Here is a 19,170-nt window from a genome sequence, read left to right as displayed (position 1 = left end):
ATTCGTGAAATCTTCGTCATCCTAAGCCCCGGGACACGAGCAGATCCGCCCGACGATGTCGGCCCAGACAGACGCGCGAGCCGCCCATCCCACCGCGTCCCTGGGTTCGCGGCGCTTTGCCGCCTTCGCCTTCGCGGACGTGGTCGGATACACGATCCTGATGGCGACGGACGAGGCGCGCACGCACCGTCGCTGGATGGCGCTGCTGGACGGGCTTCTGCGCCCGCTCGCGGCGCGGCACGCGGGCCGCATCGTGAAGTCGACCGGCGACGGCGTGCTGGCGGAATTCGGCGCGCCCGAGGCCGCGCTCGCCTGGGCGCTCGACCTGCAGGACGGCATGGCGGCGGCCGAGGCCGCCGAGCCCGAGGCGCCGAGCCTCGCGCTCCGCATCGCGGTGCACATGGGCGAGGTGGCGGCGACCGAGGACGACATCTACGGCAGCGACGTGAACCTCGCGGCCCGGCTGCAGGAGCACGCCCCGGCCGGCGGCCTCGTGCTCTCGGAGGCGATGCACCGGGCGGCGGGCGCTGTGCTGCCGCGCGCCGTGCGCGACCTCGGCCTGCTGACGCTCCGTCACCTGCCCGTCGCCGAACGCGCCTTCGCGCTCGACCCCGAACGGCCGCCGACGCGGCTGCCGAGCCCGCCCGACGTCTCGCCGCTCCCCTCCATCGCGGTGCTGCCGCTGCGCAACCTCGGCGGCGACCCGCAGGACGACTACTTCGCCGACGGCGTGGTGGAGGACATCGTCGCGTCGCTGGCGAACCTGCGGGAACTGATGGTGGTCTCGCGCAGTTCCACGCTCGCCTGGAGCGGGCGCGACGCCGATCCGCGCGACGTCAGCCGCGCGCTCGGCGTGCGCTACGTCGTCACGGGCAGCCTGCGGCGGGCGGGGCGCGACGCGCGGGTGCAGATCGAGCTGGCGGACGGGCAGACCGGATCGACGATCTGGGGAGAGCGCGCCGAGACGCGCGGCGGCGAGTTGTTCGCCCTGCACGACCACATCGTCACGCGCATCGTGGCCGGCGTGGCGCCGCATGTGCGCGCGGCGGAACTCCAGCGGGCGATGCGCAAGCGGCCCGAGAGCTTCACCGCCTACGACCTGACGCTGCGCGGCATGGGCCTGATCCACAACCTCGACCGCGAACGCTTCGCCGAGGCGCGGGAGATGTTCGGCCGCGCCATGGCGCACGACCCCGGCTTCGCGCTGCCCGCGGCCTGGGCGGCCCGCTGGCACAGCATCAACGTGGGCCAGGGCTGGTCGGCGGCGCCACGGGCCGACATGGAGCGCGCCGCGGACCTCGCCGCCCGCGCCATCGAGCTCGACCGGCAGAACGCGATCGCGCTCGCGACCTGCGGGCACATCCGGTCCTTCCTGTTCCACGACTACGACACCGCGCTCGTGTACTTCGAACGCGCCCTGTCCGCCGGGCCGAACACGGCGCTGGCCTGGCTGCTCTCCTCGGCCACGCTGTCCTATGTCGGGCGGACGGAGGAGGCGATCCGCCATGCGGAACACGGGCTACGGCTCTCGCCCTTCGACCAGAACCTGTTTTCCTACTACAATCTCATCGGCATCGCGCACTACGCGCACGGCAACGTGGCCGAGGCCGTGCGGTGGTGCCGCCTGTCCGCGGGCGAGACCCCGCGGTTCACGTCGAACCTCAGGATCATGATCGCCGCGCTGGCCGCGGCCGGGCGCACCGACGACGCGTGCGCCAGCGCACGGACACTGCTGGAATTCGAGCCCAGCTTCACGCTGGCGGAATACGCGAGCACGCGCCTGCCTTTCCGCGACCCGGCGATCCGGGCACGCTACCTGGCGGACCTGCGTGCGGCGGGACTGCCGGACTGAACGAGACTCGACGGAGTGCGACATGAGTGGCGGCATCGGACCTTCTGACTCCGCGGACAGCGCCGATTCCGCGGACAGCGCAGACAGCGCGGACTCAGCCGACAGCGCCGATTCCGCCGACAGCGCCGATTCCGCGGGCAGCGGCGGCCGCAGCCCCGGCGCGGGAGGCCCCCGGCCCCTCGGCCTGTCGCCCGCGCTGCGGCGGCTCGAGGGCGAGGACTGGTTCCGCGCCGACCGCTGGCCGCCGCAGGACCTTGCCGCGCTGCGCGGTTGGACCCGCGCGTCCGCGCCGCCCGGATTCCGCCCGGATGACTGGACCTTCGAGCATTTCGCGGTGGCCACGCTCGGCGAATTCGCCGCGCTCGGCGGCGGCAGCTGGGCCGCGACCGCCATTCCCGGCCCGCCGACCACGCGGGAGGACATCGAGGCCGAGCTGCGGGAGCTGAACGAGGTCGCGGAGTTCCGCGCCGGCGTGATGGGCGAGGCGCTGCGCCAGCGCGGCGACATCCTGAGCTACTTCTCGGGCATCCTGACCTTCAAGCCGGGCTCGCACCCCTGGACCTGGCGCGCCTGCCAGGCGGCAGTGCGCTGCGCGCAACTTGTCGCGCTGCACCACAAGGCGCGGCACATGCGTGCGCGGCCCTCCGCGCTGGCGCCTTCGCTCATGCCGCCGGTCGATCCGCCCGGTCACCCCGCCTACCCGAGCGGCCACGCGACCGAAGCCTATCTCATCGCGATGGTGCTGGCGGAGATCCTGCCCGGCATCGCCTGGGGCGAGGGCAAGGGCGGCGCGCGCATGCCGGTGACGCAGGCCGACCTCGACCGCGTGCAGGGCAGCATCACGACGCGCCTGGACGCAGACCCGGCGACGGCCGAGCGCATGCGGCTGACGCCGCTCTGGCGCATCGCGCAGCGCGTGGCGCGCAACCGGGAGGTGATCGGCGTGCACTACGCGAGCGACAGCGAGGCCGGGCTGCGGCTGGCCGTGCAGGCCCTGCCGCTGCTGCTCGCCTGCCCCCTGATGGAGGGCGCGCTGGCGCGGGCGCGGGCGGAGTGGGGTTGAGCCCGGGTGGCTGGGGTTGGAGAGGCTCTCCCCCTCCAAGCCACCCCGCCAGGGGCCTGCGGGCCCCTGGACCGCAGTGACCGGGCCCTGAACGTGGCGGGCGTGCCGCCTCGCGCTTGATGCCGCCTGGGCGCTTCGGCGCGCGGCCCGCCCTTGGCGCCCGATGGCGGGTATCGGTTTCCAAAGGCCTTTCGGCCTTTGGTGGGGAGGGCCCGGGAGGGGCAAGGCCCCTCCCGGTCGCCCACGCTGCGACTCGGGCGCGGCGATGGACCGGAGCGCGAACGCCCTTGTGGCGACCCACCCACCCGCACCACAAACCCTTGATTTCGTGGGGTTCTGCGACTCGGGCCCCGGATGTCAGCGATTCGTTCGCGCGACTCGGGCCAAGTGATTGATTCGACGCAGGACGGATTTCGCGATCCGGGCGCCGGAATCACCTTCTGTTCCAAACCTCACGCCGGGCGTCGTGCGAGCAGCCAGGCGAGCGCCGCCAGCAGCACGGCCGCGAGGCCGAGCGACGGCCCGAGCCCGACCGTCGCCGCGCCGAGCCCGAAGGCGATCGGCCCGAGCGACTGCCCCGCGAAGAAGGAGAAGGCGTGCAGCGAGATGGCGCTGCCGCGGAACGCCTGGGAGAGTTCGGTCGCCCGCGTCTGGATGGCGTTGTGGATCATGTAGAACGCCATGCCGAGCAGGACGCCGGCCAGCGCCGCCACCCAGAGGGCGCCGGCGACGGCGAAGCCCGCCAGCGCCGCGGCGCCGAGGCCGCCGCCGATGCGCACCACCCCCGCCTGCCCGAAGCGCCCCAGCAGCGGCCGCGCCACCGCGGCGTAGAGCAGGCCGCCGGCCCCGAAGGCGCCGATCGCGTAGCCGGCCTCCGCCGTGCCGCCGATGCCGCGGTCCATCATCAGTGTCGCGAGGAAGGGGAAGGACCCGAAGACGAGCGCGCCCTCAACCGCGACGGTGGCATAGAGCGGGATGGCGGACGGGTTCTGCAGGATGGTCCGGTAGCGCTTGGCGGCGATGACGGGGTCGTAGCGCGTGACGGGCTCGGCCGGGGCGCCGCGCGCGGCCAGCAGCAGCGCCAACAGCCCCGCCGCGGCCGAGACGGCGCAGAGCACGAGCACGCCGCGCCAGCCCGCCAGCGCCGCGACCGGCCCGGCCATGGCGCCGCCCGCGATCTGCCCCGAGATGCCGAAGACCAGGATGCGCGACAGCGCCACCTGGCGGTCCTTGAGCGGCACGGCATCGCCCATGATGGCGAGCGTCAGCGGCATCATGCCCCCCGCCGCGGCGCCCGACAGCGCGCGGAAGGCCATCAGCCAGCCGAGCGAGGCGGCGAGCGCCGCGCCCAGCAGCAGCACGGCCAGCAACGCGATGCAGATGGTCACGACGCGCCGCTTGCCGACGGAATCTGCGATCGGGCCCAGGATGGGCTGCACCAGCGCGAAGGGCAGGGTGTAGGCGGTGCCGAGCAGCGCGGCCTGCGCAGCCGTGGTGCCGAAATCGGCCGCGATCTCGGCTACCACGGGGTCGGTGGCGCGGGTCGCCAGCGCGCCCGCGAAGACCGCCGGGCCGTACATGGCCAGCACGCGCCGCATGCGGGCGCGGCTGGAAGCGTCGTCGTCGGCGGCTGTCATCGGCCGGATGCTGCGCCGCAGCGAGGGCGGCCGCAAGGCGCCGGGCCGGTGCCCGGGAAGGTCGGGGGAGGGGAACCTCCCCCGAGCCCCCCTCCCTTCTTTGGCACCTGACGCTCACCTCCGAAGGCCGGGCGCCAAGAGACAAGGAAGGTTGTGGGGGGTCCGGGGGGAGAAGTTCCCTTCTCCCCCCGATCTTCCTTGCCAGCCCCGCGAGGGGGCGTCCCTATTGCGGCTGGATGCCGGCGGCGCGCACCACGGTCGCCCAGCGATCCACCTCGGCCCGCACCAGGCGGGACAGCGCCTCGGGCCCCTGCGCCTCGGGCGCGGCGGGGATGGAGCCCAGCGCCTCGATCCGCTGGCGGACCGTGGCGTCGTTGATCGCGGCGCGCAGCGCCTGGTCGAGCCGCGCCACCACCGGCGCCGGCGTGCCGCGCGGCGCGAAGATCGCGTTCCAGCCCTGGAAGATGTAGTCGGGCACGCCCGCCTCGGGCGCCGAGGGCACGCCTTGCGCGTTCGGGTTGCGCGCCGCGGCGCCGGTCAGCAGGCCGCGCATGGTGCCGGCCGCGATCTGCGGCACGGCGGCCGGCGCCAGCAGGCAGGCGCTGTCCACCGTCTGCGCCACCACGTCGTTCAGCGCCGGCCCCTCGCCGCGATAGGGGATGTTGTTGAGCTGCACGCCGGTCAGGTGCTGGAACAGCGCGCAGGCCAGGTGGTTGGTCGACCCGATGCCGGCGTTCCCGTTCGTGACGCGGCCGGGATTGGCGCGGGCATAGGCCAGGAAATCCTGCATCGTCTGCGCCGGGTGGCCGTTGCGCACCACGAAGAACAGCGGCGTGCCGGCGATCAGCCCGATCGGCTGCAATTCCCGCGGGTCGTAGGCGATGGCGCGGTAGATCGAGGGCGCCGCCGAATGGCTGCCGAGGCTGCCGACCGTCAGCGTGTAGCCGTCCGGCGCGGCTTGCGCGCCGCGCGCGCCGCCGATGGTGCCGCCGGCGCCCGAGACGTTCTCGACCAGCACGCTGCGTCCGAGGGTGCGCGTCATGTGCTCGGCGACGATGCGCGCCAGCACGTCGGTCGCGCCGCCCGGGGCGAAGACGACGATCATGCTGATGTTGCGGGCGGGGAAGTCCTGCGCGCGGGCGGGCAGGCCGCAGGCGAGCAGCAGCGCCGCGGCGGCGGCGAGAATCCGTTTCACGTCCGATCTCCTCCCGAGGGCGGGGTCAGGCGCCCCGCGTATTCCGCATAGCGAAACCCTTTTCGGAATTTGCCGTCAAGTGTAGGAAACACAGATGATGTTTCGTGGGGCGGTACGGCCCCGGCAGGAAGCCACATGACCGAGTCCGAGACGCCCCCCCGCGGGGGCCGCGACCCTTACCTCCTCGCCTCGCTGCATCGGGGGCTCGAGGTGCTGGACTGCTTCGCTGAGCGCGACGCCTGGACGCTGTCCGACCTCGCGCAGCACCTCGGCCAGAGCAAGGCGACGGTCTTTCGCGTGCTGCACACGCTCGAGCAGTTCGGCTACCTCGCGAAGGACGTGGCCACGGGCCGCTATGCGCTGGGGATGCGGCTGCATGCGCTCGGCAGTTCGGCCATGCGGCACGAGCACCTGCGCTGGCAGGCGCTGCCGCCGCTGCAGGACCTGGCCGCGAGCAGCGGGGAGACCGTGCATGTCGGCATCCTGCACGAGGGCGTGGTCGTCACCGTGCAGATCGTCGAGGGCACGCACGCGGTGCGGATGCATTCGACGGTGGGCAAGCGCAGCCCGGCGCATGCGAGCGCGCTCGGCAAGGTGCTGCTGGCGCACCTGCCGGATGCGGAGGTGGACGCGATCGTCGGGCGCCACGGCCTGGCGCGCTACACGGCGAGCACCATCACCGACGCGCGCGCGCTGCGCGGCGCGCTGCACCGCGTGCGCCTGGACGGCTACGCCGAGGACGCGGAGGAGATCGAGGTGGGGCTCCGCTGCCTCGCCGCGCCGATCACGGACGCCGTCGGGCGGCCGACCGCGGCGGTGGCGATCTCGGCACCCGCGGCGCGCATGGACGCGGCCCGCGCGGCGGCGCTGCTGCCGGCCGTGAAGGCGGCGGCGGCGCGCATCTCCCGCATGCTCGGCAGCCCCTCGGCGGCGGCGGCCTGACCACGACACCCCGGAGGATACGGACATGGACGGCGGATCGAAGGCCGCGCTGATGAACGGCGCGGACATCATCGTGGACCACCTCGTGAAGCAGAAGGTGCCCTACCTGTTCGGCCTCTGCGGCCACGGCATCACCGGCTTCATGGATGCCGCCTTCAAGGCGCAGAACCGCATCCGCACCGTCTCCACCCACCACGAGCAGACCGCCGGACACATGGCCGACGCCTACTACAAGGTGCGCGGGGAGCCGGTGGCGACCTTCACCTCCTGCGGGCCGGGCTCGGCCAACCTGGTGGTCGCGCTGGCGGCGGCGATGATGGACAGCAGCGCTTTCCTCGCCATCACGGGCAATGTCCCGACCGGTCAGTTCAACCGCGGCCCCTTCCAGGAAACCGGGCGGCACTTCCAGGGCGACTTCCCATCGGTCGTGCGGCCCTACGTGAAGCGGTCGTTCCAGCCGACGCGCGCCGACATGGTGCCGCTGGCCGTCACGCAGGCCTGGGATCTGCTGACCTCAGGCCGGCCGGGCCCGGTCAACCTCGACGTGCCGCTCAACGTCTTCGTCGAGGAAACGAGCGTCACCGCCCATGGCGCACAGAGCCGGATCAGCAACGCCGCGCCCGGCAACCCCCAGGCGCTGACCGAGGCGCTGGACCTGCTGCTGGGCGCGCGGCAGCCGGTCATCATCGCGGGGCAGGGCGTGATCATCGGCGGCGCCTGCGACGCACTTGTCGCCTTCGCGGAGCTGACGGGTATTCCCGTCGTCACCAGCCCGAACGGCAAGGGCGCCATCCCGGACCGGCATCCGCTGGCCTTCGGCGCCACGGGGCGCAACGGGGCCTATGCGGCGAACGATGCGACGCGCAACGCCGACGTCATCCTCGCCATCGGCTTCTCCTTCGACGACCGGGCGACCAGCGCCTGGCTGGATGGCTACACGCTCTCGATCCCGCCATCCCGCCTCATCCAGATCGACATCGACCCGTCCGAGATCGGGCGGAACTATCCGGCGGAATACGGCATCCTCGGCGATGCGCGGGCGAGCCTCGAATTCCTGACCGGCGCGGCGCGGCCGCGGCTGAACCCGGGCCGCAGCATCGCCCCCTGGATCGCTCGGCTGGAGAAGGGCCGCCAGGTCTGGCGCGAATACCAGGATGGGCTCGCGCAATCCGACCAGATGCCGCTCCGCCCCGAACGCCTGATGCGCGCCCTGTCGCGCGCCATCCCCGAGGATGCGGTCGTCGCATCGGATGTCGGCGTGCACCACAACTGGATCATCCAGCTGATGGACACGCTCCGCCCGCGCCACCTGATCCATTCCTGGGGCTTCGCGGCGATGGGCTTCGCGACCTCGGGCATCCTGGGCGCGAAGCTCGCGGCGCCGGACCGGCCCTGCGTCGCGGTGGTCGGCGACGGGTCCTTCCTCATGACGCCGCATGCGCTCGCCACCGCGGTCGAATACGACATCCCGGTGGTCTGGGTGGTCTGGAACAACAACGGCTTCTGCTCGATCCGCGACATCCAGCACGGCATGTTCGGCGGCCGCGAACTCGCCACCGCCTTCGAGGTCCAGCGCAGCGGGGAACTCTACAGCCCCGATTTCGCGATGATGGCGAAGTCCTACGGCGTGGCGTCCCATCGCGTGACCCATGCGGGGGAGGTCGAGGACGCGATCCAGACCGCGATCCGCGCGAACCGCCCCTACCTGGTCGAGGTGCCGGTAGACCGCGACATCCGCCCGATCGGCACGGGGTCCTGGGACCTGCCGCCGCTGCCCAACCCGGAGCCGAACTTCCTGAAGGCGTTGCAGGCGCGGGGGCTCAGCATCTGACGAAGGCGCGGGGGAGGAGAACCTCCCCCGAGCCCCCTCCCGTCCGTGTCCCCTGGCGCCGATCGCCGCGGGTGCGGCGCGAGGATCGCGACCGGCTGGCGGGGGTTCTGGCCTGCCCTCAGAAGGCCAGCGCCACCAGCGAGAACTGGCAGTCGCCGGGCAGCGCCGCGACGAAGCTGCGCAGCTGCAGGAGCCGCGCGGCATCTTCCGCCGCCCCGCCATAGACCTCGTCGATCAGGGACGCGATCTCGGTCGGCGAGACCAGCGCGCACCAGCAGGCCGCGGCCGTCTGCCGGCCCGTGAGCGCACCGCGGTGGATGCGCTCCACCACCTCGGCAAAGACGTCCAGCGCCGAGGGCGGGAAGAAGGGACTGATGCGGTAGGGCGCGCCGTCCACCGGGGGGACGACGCCGCGCAGCACCGGGGCCACCAGGTCAGGGCCCGCGATGTAGACGTCCCGATACCGCGCGGCGCTCATCGCATCAGCCGGCCCGGTTGTCGATCAGGTCCTGCACCACGCCGGGATCGGCAAGGGTGGAGGTGTCGCCCAGCCCCTCGGTCTCGTTCGCCGCGATCTTGCGCAGGATGCGGCGCATGATCTTGCCCGACCGCGTCTTGGGCAAGCCGGGCGCCCACTGGATGGCGTCGGGCGTGGCGATCGGCCCGATCTCCTTGCGCACCCAGGCCACCAGTTCGCGCTTCAGCACGTCGGTGGCGTCGATGCCGGCCTTGAGCGTGACATAGGCGTAGATGCCCTGGCCCTTGATGTCGTGCGGCATGCCGACGACGGCGGCCTCCGCCACGGCGGGGTGGGCGACCAGCGCGGATTCGACCTCGGCCGTGCCCATGCGGTGGCCGGCCACGTTGATCACGTCGTCGACGCGGCCCGTGATCCAGTAGTAGCCGTCGGCGTCGCGCCGCGCGCCGTCGCCGGTGAAGTACATGCCCTTGAAGGTGCTGAAGTAGGTCTGCCCGAAGCGCGCATGGTCGCCGTAGATGGTGCGCATCTGGCCGGGCCAGCTGTCGAGCAGCACGAGGTTCCCCTCGGTCGCGCCCTCCAGGATGTTGCCCTCCCCGTCGACGATGGCGGGCTTCACGCCGGGCAGCGGCAGGGTGGCGGAGCCTGGCTTCTGCGCGACGGCGCCGGGCAGCGGGCTGATCAGGATGCCGCCCGTCTCGGTCTGCCACCAGGTGTCGACGATCGGGCAGCGCTCGTCGCCGACCACGCGGTAGTACCAGAGCCAAGCTTCCGGATTGATGGGTTCGCCCACGCTGCCGAGGATGCGCAGGCTGGACCGGTCATGCTTCTTCACCGGCGCCTCCCCGTCGCGCATCAGGGCGCGGATGGCGGTCGGCGCGGTGTAGAAGATGTTGACCTTGTGCTTGGCGCAGACCTGCCAGAAGCGGCCATTGTCGGGCCAGGAGGGCACGCCTTCGAACATCAGCGTGGTCGCGCCGTTCGCGAGCGGGCCATAGACGATGTAGGTGTGCCCCGTGACCCAGCCCACGTCTGCGGTGCACCAGTAGATCTCGCCGTCGCGGTAGTCGAACACATTCTCATGCGTGAAGGACGCCCAGACCATGTAGCCGCCGGTGGTGTGCAGCACGCCCTTGGGCTTCCCGGTCGAGCCCGAGGTGTAGAGGATGAAGAGCGGGTCCTCGGCGGACATGGGCTCGGGTTCGCAGGTGGTGCCTTCGCCGGCGGTGATCGCGTCCCACCAGTGATCGCGGCCTGCCATCATCTCGACGGCGCCGCCGGTGTTCTTCGCGACGATCACGTGGCGGATCGACGGGCAGGTCAGCAGCGCCTCGTCCGCATTGGCCTTGAGCGGGACCTTGCGGCCGCCGCGCCTGCCTTCGTCGGCCGTGATCAGCATCGAGCAAGCGCTGTCCTGGATGCGCGACGCCAGGCTGTCGGGCGAAAAGCCGCCGAAGACGATGGAATGGATCGCGCCGACGCGCGCGCAGGCCAGCATCGCGACGGCGGCTTCCACGATCATCGGCAGGTAGATGCAGACGCGGTCGCCCTTCTTCACGCCGAGCCGGCGCATCGCGTTCGCCATGCGGCAGACGCGCGCATGCAGGTCCCGGTACGTGACCTTGGCGTCGCTGTTCGGGTCGTCGCCTTCCCAGATGATCGCCACCTGGTCGCCGCGCGTCGCGAGATGCCGGTCGAGGCAGGAGACCGAAGCGTTCAGCACCCCATCCTCGAACCACTTGATGCTGACGTCGCCGGTGAAGTCCACCGCCTTGATCTTCGAGGGTTCCTTCATCCACGCGATGCGCGACATCTCGCCGCGCCAGAAGGCGGTGGCGTCGGCAGCCTCGGCGGCGACCATCGCCTCCCGCTTCGCGGCATCGATGCGCGCGCGCGCGGCGATCTCGGGTTTCACGGCGATGATCTCGTCCGCCATGGACTGCTCTCCCTTCAGTACATCTTGTGTGGCGGCGGATTTGGCGGAGGGATTTGATTCAGGTCAACCTAAGATGACTCGCAGGTTCCGCGGCAGGGCCCGCGGAACCGCGCGGGTCCGCCCGCCCGGCGGAGGCCGGGCGGGCGGGGCAGGCTCAGGATGGGAAGGCGCGCTTCAGTTGGTGCGGGTGGGCGCCGGGGCGGCAGGCGTGGCCTGGCCCGGCCGTTCCTGCCGGCCGGCCTGCGGCGCCGCCGGGGTGGCGGGGCGCGGCGCCGTGGCGGCCGTGGTGCCGCCCGGGTTGGCCGGGGTGGCGGGGCGTGCGGCCTGCGCGGGCACGGCCGGCGTCGCGGGCTGCGCGCGGGGCGCGGCTGCCGCGCCGCCCGCCGGGGGCTGCGACGCGCCCCCCTGCGCGAAGGCCGCGCCGGTCGCGAGCATCAGGCCGGCGGCGAGAAGAGTGGTCCGGGAGATCTGGCGCATCTGGTCCTCCTTTGGTTGGTCCGAGCGCAAGGAGGATGAGACCCCGCCACCGCGTCCGCGCCGCGGCGGCGGCAAGGTCGTTTCGCGGCGATCGCGGCGGCGCCGCGGCAGGCGTGGCAACGCCATGGCAGGGCGCTACAGCCCCGCATCCTCCGGCACCAGCACCCGCCCCGCCTCGTCGATCCGGTGCGGCACCGCCTCCAGCGATTCCCCGTAGCAGGGGCCGGAGGTGCAGAACCCGTCCTCGACCCGGAAGCGCGCGCCATGCGTCGAGCACACGATGTTCTGCCGCTTCGTGTCGAGGAACCGGTCGGGCACGGGGTCGAGCGGCACGCCGATATGCGGGCAGGAATTCAAGTAGACCCAGACGCGCGTGCCGCGCCGCACCGCGAAGAGCCCCGTGAAGGCGCCGGGCGCGGCCGGAAAGCCCTTGGACTGGCCGTCCGGGATGTCGTCCAGCGCGCAGAGCACGCGCTCGGCCTTCGCCTCCCTCACTTTCCCTTCCACCCGCCCATCCTCGCCAGCATTTTCCAGTGCTCGGCCGAGATCGGCATGACCGACAGCCGCGACATCCGCACCAGCGCCACTTCGGCCAGCGCCGGCTCGGCCTTGATGGCGGCGAGCGTCACCGGCTTCGGCACCGGCCCGACCGCCTTCATGTCGACGCAGACCCAGGGGGAGCCGGACTCGGCCGTCGGGTCGGGATAGGCTTCCCGCGCGACCTCGACCACCCCCACGATCTCCTTGCCGATGTTGGAATGATAGAAGAAGGCGCGGTCGCCCTTCCGCATGGCCATCAGGTTCGCCTTGGCCATGTGGTTGCGCACGCCCGTCCAGGGCTCGACGCCGTTCGCCACCTGCTGGTCCCAGGAAAAGGCGTCGGGCTCGGACTTCACCAGCCAGTGATTCATTTTCGTTTGTCCCTCAGGCGGCGGGCGACGGCCATCCGGCCGCCTTGCCTTCGCGCCATGCGCTGTTGCGCGGGTGGCGGCGGTTGGCCTGGGCGCGGTCGCACTGTGCGCTCTCGGCCTGCCGGCGGCAGGCCGCCTTGGCGGGGCGGGTCATTCGGCGCGGGCTCCGTTCTTGTAGACGATGCGATAGGGATTGATCGCCACGCGGGCGAAGCAGCCTGCGGTGGCGAAGGGGTCGCCCTGGGTCAGGGCCTCGACCGCCGCGCGGTCTGGCGCCTCGACCACCCGGACGGATCCGATGGAGTTGCCGTCCGCATCCATGATCGGGCCGGCCAGGACCATCATCTCCCGGTGGCGCTCCAGCCAGTCGAGATGCGCCACGCGCACCGACCGGCGCGTCGCCGCCATGCCGGGCTTGTCCTCGATCGTCACCGCGAACAGCATCGTCTTCCCCCCAGGCCCGCCCCTGGACCGGGCGGACGAAACGTGACGGCACGTAACGCCGCATCGGCCCCGCTTCAATAACCGGCGGTGTTCACCTAGGTTGTCAGCGTGGATGGACGCCTGACAGCCGGCACCGGAGCCTCCGCCGCCCCGCGACCGGCGGGCGGGCGGAGTCTGCACCGCTTCGCCAACCCCGGCCGCTTCCTGCGGGCGACGGGGCGCCTGTTGCCCGCACTCTGGGCGGCGGCGGTCATCGTGCTCGGCGCCGGGCTCGCCTGGGGGCTGGTGTTCTCCCCGGCCGACTGGCAGCAGGGAGAGACGGTCCGCATCATGTACGTCCATGTGCCGATGGCCTGGCTGGCCATGGGGGGGTACACGGGCCTTGCCGTGGTCTCGGTCATGTCGCTGGTCTGGCGACACCCGCTGGCCGACCTGACGGCGCGGGAACTCTCCCCGGTCGGCGCGGCGGCCACCGCGCTCTGCCTTGCCACCGGCAGCCTCTGGGGCAAGCCGATGTGGGGCACCTGGTGGGTGTGGGACGCGCGGCTGACCTCGGTGCTGGTGCTGTTCTTCCTGTGGCTCGGCCACGCCGCCCTGGTGCGCGCCTTCGAGGACCCGGAGCGCGGCGCGAAGGCCGGCGCCATCCTCGCGCTGGTCGGCATCGTCAACGTGCCGATCGTGAAGTTCTCGGTCGACTGGTGGAACACGCTGCACCAGCCCGCCTCGGTCACGCGGCTGGATGCGCCGGGGATGCATGTCGACATCCTCTACCCGCTGCTTGTTTGCGCGCTCGGCTTCTCGCTGCTGTTCGGCGCGGTGGTGCTGGCGCGGGTGCGCGCCGCGGTGATGGAACGGCGCGTCCGCGCGCTGCAGCTGGCCCGCGCCCGGCGGGAGGAAGGGGCGCCCGCATGACGCTGCACTGGTGGCACATCACCGCATCCTACGCGCTGGTGCTGGGCACCTTCGGCGCGCTGGCGGTCGGCGCGGCTCTGCGCCACCGCACGGCGAAGCGGCTGCTCGCCACGCTCGACCCGCGCGGGGACCGGCCATGACGCGCAAGAAGCGCCGGCTGATGGTGCTGCTGCTGGCGGGGCTCGGGCTCGGCTCGGCCACCGCGCTGACGCTGACGGCCTTCCAGGACAACATCGTCTTCTTCTTTTCCCCCTCTGACGTGCTGGCCAACCCGCCGGCCGGGGACCGCGCCGTCCGCCTCGGCGGCCTGGTCGAGGCCGGCTCGGTCGAGCGCCGCACGGGCTCGGATGGCCGCCCCGCCGCCACCTTCCGCGTGACCGACGGCGCCCGCGCCATCAGCGTCAGCTATTCTGGCGTGCTGCCCGACCTGTTCCGGGAAGGCCAGGGCGTCGTCACCCTGGGCCGCCTGCTGCCCGACGGGTCCTTCCGCGCGACCGAGGTGCTGGCCCGTCACGACGAGACCTACATGCCGCCCGAAGTGGCCGACGCGCTGCGCCGAGCCGGCCACTGGAACCCGGCCGATGGCCCGGCGCCGCCCGCCGAGACCTGGAACACCTCCCCGCGTCAGCCGCCCACACGGAGCGGCGGATGACCCCCGCCCATCACGGGTCCGGGGGGCCAGCCCCTCGCCGTCGGAGCCGCGCCGCATGATCCCCGAACTCGGCCATTTCGCGCTCGCCCTCGCCGTGGTGCTCGCGGTCGCGCAGTCGGTGCTTCCCATCATCGGCGCCGCGCGGCGCGACGCCCGCTGGATGGGCACCGCCGGGCCGCTCGCGGCGGGGCAGCTCGTCTCGGTCGCGGTCGCCTTCGGCTGCCTGCTCTGGGCCTTTGCGGTGAACGACACGACGGTGTCCAACGTCGTCGCCAATAGCCATTCGGCCAAGCCGCTGATCTACAAGTTCAGCGGCGCCTGGGGGAACCACGAGGGCTCGATGGTCCTCTGGGTGCTCATCCTGGCGCTGTGCGGCGGCGCCGTCGCGGGTTTCGGGCGCGACCTGCCCACCGCGCTCAAGGCGCGGGTCATCGGCGTACTGGGCTGGGTGGCGGCGGGCTTCCTGCTGTTCATCATCTTCACATCCAACCCCTTCGACAGGGTCTGGCCGCCGCCGCCGGACGGGCAGGGGCTCAACCCCGTGCTGCAGGACATCGGCTTGGCGCTGCATCCGCCGATGCTCTACCTCGGCTATGTCGGCTATGCCGTGACCTTCGCCTTCGCCGTGGCCGCGCTGCTGGAAGGGCGCGTGGACGCGGCCTGGGGGCGCTGGGTCCGGCCGTGGTCGCTGATGGCCTGGGGGTTCCTCACGCTCGGCATCGCGCTCGGGTCCTGGTGGGCCTATTACGAACTGGGCTGGGGCGGCTACTGGTTCTGGGACCCGGTCGAGAATGCTTCCCTGCTGCCGTGGCTGGTCGGCACGGCGCTGCTGCACTCGGCCATCGTGGTCGAGAAGCGTGACGCGCTGAAGATCTGGACGGTGCTGCTGGCGATCCTCGCCTTCGCCATGAGCTTGCTCGGCACCTTCCTGGTGCGCTCGGGCGTGCTGAATTCCGTGCATGCCTTCGCCAACGACCCGGCGCGCGGCGTCTTCATCCTGGCGCTGCTGATGATCTACGTGGCGGGCGCCTTCGCGCTGTTCGCCTGGCGCGCGCCGCGGCTGGCGCCCACCGGCATCTTCGCGCCCATTTCGCGCGAAGGGGCGCTGGTGCTGAACAACCTGCTGCTGTGCTCGATCGCGGCGGTGGTGCTGGCCGGGACGCTCTGGCCGCTGTTCGCGGACATCCTGACGGGGGCCAAGATCTCGGTCGGCCCGCCCTTCTTCAACACGGCGACGGCCCCGCTCGCCATCCCGCTCGTTCTTGCCATGCCGATCGGCGCCATGATGCCCTGGAAGCGCGCCGATGCCTGGGGCGCGCTGCAGCGGCTGTGGTGGGCGGCGCTGGCGTCGCTCGCGGTCGGCTTCCTGTATCTCGTGGCGCTCGGCTATCCGGTCTGGCCGGCGATCGGCATGGCCATGGCGATGTGGCTGCTGGCCGGCGCCGCGGCCGACGTCGCCGATCGCATCGCGCTGTGGCGCCGCCCCGGCCAGGCCTGGCAACGCGCTAAGGGCCTGCCGCGCGCCGCCTGGGGCGCGGCCATCGCGCATGCCGGCATGGGCGTGACCATCGCGGGCGTCGCCGGCATGGGCATCGCGACCGACACGCTGGTTGCGCTGAAGCCCGGGGAGAGCACGCGCCTCGCCGGCTACGAATGGCGGCTGGAGAGCATCACGGATGTGCAGGGGCCGAACTACGCCGCGCGCCGCGCCACGGTGACCGTCACGCGTGACGGTGCCGTCGTGACCGTGCTCTCGCCCGAACGCCGCACCTTCCAGGTGGATCGCCAGACCACCACGGAAGCCGCCATCCACACCAATGCGCTGCGCGACCTCTATGCCGTGCTCGGCGAAGAACGGGAGGAGGCCGGCGTGCTGCGCCTGCACCACAACCCGCTGGCGCCCTGGATCTGGTTCGGGTCGATCATCATGGCGCTTGGCGCCGGGCTGTCGCTCTCGGATCGCCGGATGCGCGTGGCGGCGCCCGCCCCCAAGGGCGCGACGGCCCCGGCATGAGCGCGCACGAGGAACCGACCGCCCCTGCCCCAGCCCCGGCGTCACGCAGCCGGCGCTGGATGCTCTACGCGCCGCTCGGCCTTGCCGCCGCGGCGGGCGCCGGTTTCTACGTCATGCTGCGCGGGCTGCAGACCGGGGAGTACGACCCGCGCGGCGTGCCCTCGGTGCTGCTCGGCCGAACGCCGCCGGAGTTCAGCCTGCCGCCGCTCGAAGCCGCGAATCTGCCCGCCCTGGCCGCCACGGACCTGCGCGGGCCGCTGCCCGGCCCGGTGCTCGTGAACTTCTGGGCGTCCTGGTGCGTGCCCTGCATCATCGAGCATCCGCAGCTCATGCGCCTGTCGCGCGAGGGCGTGCCGGTCTTCGGCATCAACTACAAGGACCGCGCCGAAGCCGGCGCCGGCTTCCTGCGCCAGCACGGCAACCCGTTCCGGCGGCTTGGGCGCGACGAACCCGGCCGCGTCGCGATCGACTGGGGCGTCTACGGCGTGCCCGAGACCTACCTGGTCGACCGCCAGGGGCTGGTGCGCTGGCGCTTCGCCGGGCCGATCACGCCGGAGGTGCTGGACCGCGACCTGCGGCCGCTGCTGCGGAGGCATGCGTGAGCGCCGCGTGCGACCGGACAGGGGCGCCGCCCCGCTCCGGATATCACCCCGACGGAGGCCGAAAGGCCTCTGGACACCATGCGTTGGCCGGGGCGAGGGAGGCACATCGCGCGTACGCCGTGCCCGACGGTTCCGCCCCGCCTCGCCCCCGCCACGTATTGGATTCCAAGGACCTTTCGGCCCTTGGCGGGTGGGGTTTCGGAGAAGGCGGTGGGCTCCCCGGTTGCGCCCGCCGCATCCTTGCGGCCCTGCTGCTGCTGCTCGTCGCCGCTGCACCGGCGCTGGCCGCCGTGGGCCGCCCTGAGGACCGCCTGTCAGACCCCGCGCTGGAATCCCGCGCCCAGGACATCGGGCGCGAGTTGCGCTGCATGGTCTGCCAGAACCAGTCCATCGAGGACAGCGACGCCGACTTGGCACGCGACCTGCGCCGCATCGTGCGCGAGCGCGTGGCCGCGGGCGACGACCGGTCCGCGGTGATGCGCTTCGTCCATGACCGTTATGGCGACTTCGTCTTGCTGCGTCCGCCCTTCAACCCGGTCACGGCGCTGCTCTGGGCCATGCCGCTGATCGCGCTGGGCGGTGGCGCCGCCGTGATCCTGGCGCGGCGGCGTCGCTTCGCGGCGTTGGGGATCGAGCCCGTGCCGCTCTCGGACGCCGAGCGCCGACGCCTCGCGGAGCTGGAGCGCGGCAGCGGCGCATGACGATCTGGATACCGCTGATCCTGCTCGCGCTCGCCGCGCTGCTGCCGCTCGCCGCCGCTGTGCTGCGCCCGCGCGCCGCCCGCGGGCGGCGGGAAGCCGATGTCGCGCTCTTTCGCGCGCAGCTGTCCGAGCTCGACCGGGAGCGCGAGGCCGGGCGCCTCGACGAGGCAGGCCATCGCGCCGCGCGGGTCGAGGTGCAGCGCCGCCTGATCGCCGCCGCCGACCAGGCCGAGGCCGAGACGACCGCGCGGCGCAACCCGGGCGTGCTGGTCGCGGTGCTGCCGCTGCTCGCCGCTGCCGGGATCGGGCTGTACCTGATGCGCGGTTCGCCGGGCATGCCCTCGGCGCCCTACGACCTGCGCGCCGCGGCGCAGGCGCGCGACGAGCAGGTACTCACGGCACTGCGCGAGCGCCTCGCCGCCCTCGACCCTGCCAGCGAACAGGCGCGGCAGGGCTGGGTCCTGCTCGGCAACGCGGAACGCGGCCGCGGCAACGCAGAGGCCGCGGTCGCCGCCTGGCGCCGCGCGCAGGCCGCGCGCTTCGACGCGGACCTCGCGGCCGACATCGCCGAGGCCGAGATCTCCCGCCAGGCCTATGACGAGGCGCTGTCCTGGATCCGCCGCGGGCTCGAGGCCGCGCCGGGCGACATGCGGCTGCGCTTCCTGGGCGGCCTGGCCGAGGAAGCCGCCGGCCGCAGCGACGGCGCGCGCGCCTACTGGCAGGCGGTGATCGACGAATCGCCGCCCGATGCGCCCTGGCGCGCCATGCTGGAACGGCGGATCAGCCGCCTGCCCTGACGGGCCGACGCGGGGGCAGGGGCAGGGCCGCCGGCCGTGCGGCGGGCGGCGACAGCGGGCGCGCGGCGGGACGTGGCGGCGCGGCTGGCTCCGGGGCCGTCAGCGCCTCCATCAGCGTCATAACCTGGTCGTGCAGACGCTCGGCCTTCTCGATCGAAAGGTGCGATTCACCCTCCACGAGCCGGTTTTCGAGCATGCCGTCGAAGCCGGCACCCGGGCGGACCGTGCGCCGGATCGGGTCGCTCTCCTGGTGGAAGTTCACCACGCGCCGGGGGCCGCGCGGGATCTCGTGCAGCCATTGCGGGTCGAAGGTGACGAGCAGGTCGGCCGCGACGCCGGCCTGCCCGAGCCGCCCGGCCAGGGCGATCGCGTCGTCGGCGCCGAAGGAATGGCCGATCACGACGAGCGGCCGCGGCAGGGTGCCGGCGCGCGCCTCCGCCACCGTCTCGGCGGCGAGGCGGCGCCATTCGACATGGTTGTGCACGCGCGCGTCGAAGCCCGCCTGGCGCAGCCGCTGCGTCAGGACGTTCAGCCCCGTCGAGAACAGGTTCGCGAGGCCGCGCAGCAGCAGCACGCGCCCGCGCGGCGGGCCGGGCAGGGGCGCCAGCCGCGTCGGGCCGCAGGCGGCCAGGGCCGTGAGGGCGGCCAGGGAGGCACGGCGCGTCGGGCGCGCCGGAGAGATCGGAGGCATCGGAAGCAGCCAGGGTCTCGCTGGGAATCCGGTCG

Annotated in this window: 21 protein-coding genes; 11 read left to right on the top strand and 10 right to left on the bottom strand. The window is 72.8% G+C overall.

All coding sequences use genetic code 11. The features are described 5' to 3' along the window. Positions 1-55: 55 nt before the first annotated feature. Both E8M80_RS22555 and E8M80_RS22550 read left to right on the top strand, forming a co-directional pair. Entirely contained in the window at positions 56-1,852 is a 1,797-nt protein-coding gene (locus tag E8M80_RS22555) for an adenylate/guanylate cyclase domain-containing protein (RefSeq protein ID WP_137127991.1), read from the top strand. A gap of 22 nt (positions 1,853-1,874) precedes the next feature. Then, complete coding sequence (locus tag E8M80_RS22550; RefSeq protein ID WP_137127990.1) at positions 1,875-2,915, top strand: hypothetical protein; 1,041 nt, start codon at positions 1,875-1,877, stop codon at positions 2,913-2,915. Positions 2,916-3,367: 452 nt separating this feature from the next. Here the strand turns inward: E8M80_RS22550 and E8M80_RS22545 are convergent, their stop codons facing one another. Both E8M80_RS22545 and E8M80_RS22540 read right to left on the bottom strand, forming a co-directional pair. Then, entirely contained in the window at positions 3,368-4,552 is a 1,185-nt protein-coding gene (locus tag E8M80_RS22545; protein WP_137127989.1) for an MFS transporter, read from the bottom strand. 223 nt (positions 4,553-4,775) lie between these two features. Further along, positions 4,776-5,747, bottom strand: coding sequence for a tripartite tricarboxylate transporter substrate binding protein (locus E8M80_RS22540; RefSeq protein WP_137127988.1), 972 nt, complete (start codon positions 5,745-5,747; stop codon positions 4,776-4,778). Between the two features lie 135 nt (positions 5,748-5,882). Between E8M80_RS22540 and E8M80_RS22535 the strand changes: the two genes are divergently transcribed. After that, positions 5,883-6,689 (top strand): IclR family transcriptional regulator, encoded by an 807-nt coding sequence (locus tag E8M80_RS22535; RefSeq protein ID WP_137127987.1) that lies wholly within the window; start codon positions 5,883-5,885, stop codon positions 6,687-6,689. Between the two features lie 25 nt (positions 6,690-6,714). Then, positions 6,715-8,520 (top strand): thiamine pyrophosphate-binding protein, encoded by a 1,806-nt coding sequence (locus tag E8M80_RS22530; RefSeq protein WP_137127986.1) that lies wholly within the window; start codon positions 6,715-6,717, stop codon positions 8,518-8,520. A 118-nt stretch (positions 8,521-8,638) separates the two neighbouring features. Here E8M80_RS22530 and E8M80_RS22525 read toward each other — a convergent pair whose 3' ends face one another. From E8M80_RS22525 to E8M80_RS22500, 7 genes are all read right to left on the bottom strand, one after another. Continuing rightward, positions 8,639-8,998 (bottom strand): hypothetical protein, encoded by a 360-nt coding sequence (locus E8M80_RS22525; protein ID WP_137127985.1) that lies wholly within the window; start codon positions 8,996-8,998, stop codon positions 8,639-8,641. Positions 8,999-9,002: 4 nt separating this feature from the next. Further along, positions 9,003-10,934, bottom strand: coding sequence for an acetate--CoA ligase (gene acs, locus E8M80_RS22520; RefSeq protein WP_137127984.1), 1,932 nt, complete (start codon positions 10,932-10,934; stop codon positions 9,003-9,005). Between the two features lie 174 nt (positions 10,935-11,108). After that, positions 11,109-11,411, bottom strand: a complete 303-nt coding sequence (locus E8M80_RS22515) for a hypothetical protein (RefSeq protein WP_137127983.1) — start codon at positions 11,409-11,411, stop codon at positions 11,109-11,111. 135 nt (positions 11,412-11,546) lie between these two features. Beyond that, positions 11,547-11,906, bottom strand: coding sequence for a Rieske 2Fe-2S domain-containing protein (locus E8M80_RS22510; protein ID WP_137127982.1), 360 nt, complete (start codon positions 11,904-11,906; stop codon positions 11,547-11,549). Then, positions 11,903-12,322: an EVE domain-containing protein gene (locus E8M80_RS22505; protein WP_137127981.1), complete on the bottom strand. Its 420-nt coding sequence runs from the start codon at positions 12,320-12,322 to the stop codon at positions 11,903-11,905. The genes E8M80_RS22510 and E8M80_RS22505 overlap by 4 nt, the downstream gene beginning before the upstream one ends. Positions 12,323-12,335: 13 nt before the next feature. Continuing rightward, a complete protein-coding gene (locus tag E8M80_RS26130; RefSeq protein ID WP_170979577.1) occupies positions 12,336-12,476 on the bottom strand; it encodes a hypothetical protein in 141 nt (46 codons plus the stop codon). After that, entirely contained in the window at positions 12,473-12,766 is a 294-nt protein-coding gene (locus E8M80_RS22500; RefSeq protein ID WP_137127980.1) for a YciI family protein, read from the bottom strand. Before E8M80_RS22500 ends, E8M80_RS26130 begins: the two co-directional genes overlap by 4 nt. A 108-nt stretch (positions 12,767-12,874) precedes the next feature. Between E8M80_RS22500 and E8M80_RS22495 the strand changes: the two genes are divergently transcribed. The 7 genes from E8M80_RS22495 (at position 12,875) to ccmI (ending at position 18,444) form a co-directional block, all read left to right on the top strand. Next, positions 12,875-13,678, top strand: a complete 804-nt coding sequence (locus E8M80_RS22495) for a heme ABC transporter permease (protein WP_370287466.1) — start codon at positions 12,875-12,877, stop codon at positions 13,676-13,678. Next, positions 13,675-13,818, top strand: coding sequence for a hypothetical protein (locus E8M80_RS26125; protein ID WP_170979576.1), 144 nt, complete (start codon positions 13,675-13,677; stop codon positions 13,816-13,818). Before E8M80_RS22495 ends, E8M80_RS26125 begins: the two co-directional genes overlap by 4 nt. Continuing rightward, positions 13,815-14,330 carry a cytochrome c maturation protein CcmE gene (gene ccmE / locus E8M80_RS22490; protein ID WP_137127979.1) on the top strand — a complete coding sequence of 172 codons (516 nt, stop codon included), beginning with the start codon at positions 13,815-13,817 and terminating at the stop codon, positions 14,328-14,330. The genes E8M80_RS26125 and ccmE overlap by 4 nt, the downstream gene beginning before the upstream one ends. 55 nt (positions 14,331-14,385) lie before the next feature. Then, positions 14,386-16,344 (top strand): heme lyase CcmF/NrfE family subunit, encoded by a 1,959-nt coding sequence (locus E8M80_RS22485; RefSeq protein WP_137127978.1) that lies wholly within the window; start codon positions 14,386-14,388, stop codon positions 16,342-16,344. Next, positions 16,341-16,946, top strand: coding sequence for a DsbE family thiol:disulfide interchange protein (locus E8M80_RS22480; RefSeq protein ID WP_137127977.1), 606 nt, complete (start codon positions 16,341-16,343; stop codon positions 16,944-16,946). Before E8M80_RS22485 ends, E8M80_RS22480 begins: the two co-directional genes overlap by 4 nt. Positions 16,947-17,182: 236 nt before the next feature. Next, the gene (locus tag E8M80_RS22475; protein WP_137128019.1) at positions 17,183-17,647 is read left to right on the top strand and encodes a cytochrome c-type biogenesis protein; all 465 of its coding nucleotides are present in this window, start codon (positions 17,183-17,185) and stop codon (positions 17,645-17,647) included. After that, positions 17,644-18,444 carry a c-type cytochrome biogenesis protein CcmI gene (ccmI, locus tag E8M80_RS22470; protein ID WP_137127976.1) on the top strand — a complete coding sequence of 267 codons (801 nt, stop codon included), beginning with the start codon at positions 17,644-17,646 and terminating at the stop codon, positions 18,442-18,444. Before E8M80_RS22475 ends, ccmI begins: the two co-directional genes overlap by 4 nt. Here the strand turns inward: ccmI and E8M80_RS22465 are convergent. Next, the gene (locus E8M80_RS22465) at positions 18,428-19,135 is read right to left on the bottom strand and encodes a hypothetical protein (RefSeq protein WP_137127975.1); all 708 of its coding nucleotides are present in this window, start codon (positions 19,133-19,135) and stop codon (positions 18,428-18,430) included. The two genes, ccmI and E8M80_RS22465, sit on opposite strands and share 17 nt — an antisense overlap. Positions 19,136-19,170 lie beyond the last annotated feature (35 nt).

Origin of the sequence: Roseomonas sp. HF4, from assembly GCF_005222755.1 — a bacterium.
In the GTDB taxonomy this organism is placed as follows: domain Bacteria; phylum Pseudomonadota; class Alphaproteobacteria; order Acetobacterales; family Acetobacteraceae; genus Neoroseomonas.
This window is presented reverse-complemented; position numbering and strand designations above follow the sequence as displayed.

Bases quoted from the DNA above. Each gene is read 5' to 3' on its own strand.
- E8M80_RS22555 (WP_137127991.1), top strand. From the start codon at position 56: ATGTCGGCCCAGACAGACGCGCGAGCCGCCCATCCCACCGCGTCCCTG.
- E8M80_RS22550 (WP_137127990.1), top strand. From the start codon at position 1,875: ATGAGTGGCGGCATCGGACCTTCTGACTCCGCGGACAGCGCCGATTCC.
- E8M80_RS22545 (WP_137127989.1), bottom strand. From the start codon at position 4,552: ATGACAGCCGCCGACGACGACGCTTCCAGCCGCGCCCGCATGCGGCGC.
- E8M80_RS22535 (WP_137127987.1), top strand. From the start codon at position 5,883: ATGACCGAGTCCGAGACGCCCCCCCGCGGGGGCCGCGACCCTTACCTC.
- E8M80_RS22530 (WP_137127986.1), top strand. From the start codon at position 6,715: ATGGACGGCGGATCGAAGGCCGCGCTGATGAACGGCGCGGACATCATC.
- E8M80_RS22525 (WP_137127985.1), bottom strand. From the start codon at position 8,998: ATGAGCGCCGCGCGGTATCGGGACGTCTACATCGCGGGCCCTGACCTG.
- acs (WP_137127984.1), bottom strand. From the start codon at position 10,934: ATGGCGGACGAGATCATCGCCGTGAAACCCGAGATCGCCGCGCGCGCG.
- E8M80_RS22515 (WP_137127983.1), bottom strand. From the start codon at position 11,411: ATGCGCCAGATCTCCCGGACCACTCTTCTCGCCGCCGGCCTGATGCTC.
- E8M80_RS22505 (WP_137127981.1), bottom strand. From the start codon at position 12,322: ATGAATCACTGGCTGGTGAAGTCCGAGCCCGACGCCTTTTCCTGGGAC.
- E8M80_RS26130 (WP_170979577.1), bottom strand. From the start codon at position 12,476: ATGACCCGCCCCGCCAAGGCGGCCTGCCGCCGGCAGGCCGAGAGCGCA.
- E8M80_RS22500 (WP_137127980.1), bottom strand. From the start codon at position 12,766: ATGCTGTTCGCGGTGACGATCGAGGACAAGCCCGGCATGGCGGCGACG.
- E8M80_RS26125 (WP_170979576.1), top strand. From the start codon at position 13,675: ATGACGCTGCACTGGTGGCACATCACCGCATCCTACGCGCTGGTGCTG.
- ccmE (WP_137127979.1), top strand. From the start codon at position 13,815: ATGACGCGCAAGAAGCGCCGGCTGATGGTGCTGCTGCTGGCGGGGCTC.
- E8M80_RS22485 (WP_137127978.1), top strand. From the start codon at position 14,386: ATGATCCCCGAACTCGGCCATTTCGCGCTCGCCCTCGCCGTGGTGCTC.
- E8M80_RS22480 (WP_137127977.1), top strand. From the start codon at position 16,341: ATGAGCGCGCACGAGGAACCGACCGCCCCTGCCCCAGCCCCGGCGTCA.
- ccmI (WP_137127976.1), top strand. From the start codon at position 17,644: ATGACGATCTGGATACCGCTGATCCTGCTCGCGCTCGCCGCGCTGCTG.
- E8M80_RS22465 (WP_137127975.1), bottom strand. From the start codon at position 19,135: ATGCCTCCGATCTCTCCGGCGCGCCCGACGCGCCGTGCCTCCCTGGCC.